Annotated in this window: 3 protein-coding genes and 1 pseudogene; all 4 read left to right on the forward strand. The window is 60.3% G+C overall.

Annotated features, from left to right (window positions below; translation table 11 throughout):
- Positions 1 to 285 (forward strand): annotated as a pseudogene (locus tag WBB85_RS09790) (ornithine-acyl-ACP acyltransferase); the annotation flags it as partial.
- Positions 282 to 1,121: a lysophospholipid acyltransferase family protein gene (locus WBB85_RS09795; protein WP_432638436.1), complete on the forward strand. Its 840-nt coding sequence runs from the start codon at positions 282 to 284 to the stop codon at positions 1,119 to 1,121. The pseudogene WBB85_RS09790 and the gene WBB85_RS09795, both read left to right, overlap by 4 nt.
- A gap of 88 nt (positions 1,122 to 1,209) precedes the next feature.
- Complete coding sequence (locus WBB85_RS09800; protein ID WP_432638437.1) at positions 1,210 to 2,373, forward strand: isovaleryl-CoA dehydrogenase; 1,164 nt, start codon at positions 1,210 to 1,212, stop codon at positions 2,371 to 2,373.
- A gap of 9 nt (positions 2,374 to 2,382) precedes the next feature.
- The coding region (locus WBB85_RS09805) for a hypothetical protein (RefSeq protein WP_432638438.1) at positions 2,383 to 2,850 on the forward strand (468 nt) is incomplete at its 3' end.

Below are 2,850 nucleotides of genomic sequence, written 5' to 3' on the forward strand. Positions count from 1 at the left end.
CTCTATCACCGCCATCTTGCGCCCGAGGCCTTGCGGGTGCGGGTGCTGCCAGCGCAGTTCCAGCGCATGGATCTGGTGCCTGCCGACGGTCTGGACCAGCGTCAGGCGATGGTGGCGATGCCCGCGCTGATCAAGGCCTATTTGCGCCTTGGCGGATTTGTCGGCGATGGCGCCTTCATCGACCGGGCCTTTAACACAACCGATGTCTGCCTGTTGATGGACACTGCCGCGATGAGTGCGCGCCACAAGGGCTTTTACACCCGCAAGCACGGGATGCGTGCGTGACCACCTGGCGCGATGAGATCGCGTCGGACCGCCCGCCGCTTGGCGCGCTGGGGCTGGTGCTGATCCTTTTGCGGGGTGGGGTGCTGGGGCTTGTGACATTCGGCGGGCTGGCGCTGCTGCTTCTTTGCCGTCTGGTCGAACGCCCGTTATGTGGCCTGAACCGGCCCTTTACACCCCGGATCACGCGGGGTGTCTGCCGGGCGGCCTTTCCGATCATGGGTGTTGGCTATTCGGTGCGGGGGCAGCCGATGCACCAGGTCGGCGCGGTCGTGGCCAACCATTCGTCCTGGCTCGACATCTTCGCGCTGAACGCCTGCCAGTCGGTCTATTTCGTCTCCAAGGCCGAGGTCGCGGGCTGGCCCTTCATCGGCTGGCTGGCGCGGGCGACCGGCACCGTCTTCATCGCCCGTGATCCGAAACAGGCCAAGGTCCAGCAGACCCAGTTCGAGGACCGCATCCGTGCTGGCCACAAGCTTTTGTTCTTTCCCGAAGGAACATCGACCGATGGGCTGCGTGTCCTGCCGTTCAAACCCACACTGTTTGCCGCCTTTTACAGCCACGGGCTGGAACATGTGACGGAAATTCAGCCGGTTACGGTGATCTACCATGCGCCGCCTGCGGCAGGTGCGCGCTTCTACGGCTGGTGGGGTGATATGGATTTCGGACCGCATCTGGCCAAGGTGCTTGGACTCCCCCGGCAGGGCGCGGTTGAGGTGGTGTTCCACGACCCGGTCAGCGTCGATGCCTTCGCCACCCGCAAAGAGCTTGCACAGCATTGCGAAAAGGCGGTGCGGGGCGGCCTGCGCGACGCATTGCAGAGCGATTTCATCGACTGAAACCATCCGGGGGGCAGGGTGCCCCATTGACCCGACTCATGCTTTCGCTCTATGAATTGAACACACGTTCATTTCCTTCGGGGGCCCGATGTTCACCGCATCCATGAAGTTCCATCTTGGTGATGAGATTGAAGCCCTGCGCGACATGGTCCACCGCTGGGCGCAGGAGCGGGTCAGACCGATGGCGGCTGAGATCGACCGGTCGAACGACTTCCCGGCGGAGCTTTGGCGCGAGATGGGTGATCTCGGCCTTTTGGGCATCACGGTGCCCGAGGAATATGGCGGGGTGGGGATGGGATACCTCGCCCATTGCGTCGCGGTCGAGGAAATCGCGCGGGCCTCGGCCTCGGTGTCTTTGTCCTACGGCGCGCATTCCAACCTTTGCGTCAATCAGATCAAGCTGAACGGCACGTCCGAACAGAAAGCGAAGTACCTGCCGCGACTGGTGTCCGGCGACCATGTCGGCGCGCTTGCGATGTCCGAGGCCGGGGCCGGGTCCGACGTGGTGTCGATGAAGCTGCGCGCCGAGAAGAAGAACGACCGTTTCCTCCTCAACGGCACCAAGTTCTGGATCACCAACGGCCCGGATGCGGACACGCTGGTGGTCTATGCCAAGACCGATCCCGGGGCCGGATCGAAGGGCATCACCGCCTTCCTGGTCGAGAAAGAGATGAAGGGCTTTTCGACCTCCAAACATTTCGACAAGCTTGGCATGCGCGGGTCGAACACCGCCGAACTCATTTTCGAGGATGTCGAGGTGCCGTTCGAGAATATCCTCGGCGAAGAGGGCAGGGGCGTCCGCGTCCTCATGTCCGGGCTCGATTACGAACGGGTGGTCCTTTCGGGCATCGGCACCGGTATCATGGCCGCTTGTCTCGATGAGGTCATGCCCTATGTCGCCACCCGCAAGCAGTTCGGCCAGCCCATCGGGAATTTCCAGCTGATGCAGGGCAAGATCGCTGACATGTACACCAAAATGAACTCAGCCCGCGCCTACCTTTACGAAGTGGCCCGCGCCTGTGACCGGGGCGAAGTCACGCGGCAGGATGCGGCGGCCTGCGTACTTTATGCATCCGAAGAGGCAATGAACGTGTCCCATCAGGCGGTGCAGGCAATGGGTGGTGCGGGCTTCATGAACGAGACCCCCGTCGCCCGCATCTTCCGCGACGCGAAACTGATGGAGATCGGTGCGGGGACAAGCGAGATCCGCCGGATGCTGATCGGGCGCGAGATGATGGGGGCGATGGGGTGAGAGCTTAGTATGGCATGGGTAAAAAATGATGAGACGCCCGAACGCAAACTGCATGCGTTTTCTGTGCTCGATGATGCGATGCAAGCAAGCATAAAATGGTGCAACGGACCGATTGATAAAGGCGCAGAATCCCGGGTGCTTTACGCGTGTGTAATTGCTTTGCTTAGAGCCGTCGGACAAGTTCTGCATAAGGTCGATTGTGACAGATTCCCCGAGATTCAGGATGAGGTCTCCACTAGATTTCGTTCTTGGAAGAAGGGGGAAGGACACGACGTAATTTTCAGAGAGTTCATAGAAGCGGAACGCAACTCAATTCTCAAAGAGTATGAGCTTCTTTGGAGCGAAAAGAACAAGCGAGAACTGAAATTTCGCGCGTTCAAGAATCCAGTGGTTGCCGGTGGCGAACTAAGTGGCGACTTATTCAGTGAATCCACATTTTCGGCAATTGTTGTTCCTGAGGGCGCATTGGCCGGGTAC

It is taken from the genome of Albidovulum sp., assembly GCF_049646345.1.
Lineage (GTDB): Bacteria > Pseudomonadota > Alphaproteobacteria > Rhodobacterales > Rhodobacteraceae > Albidovulum.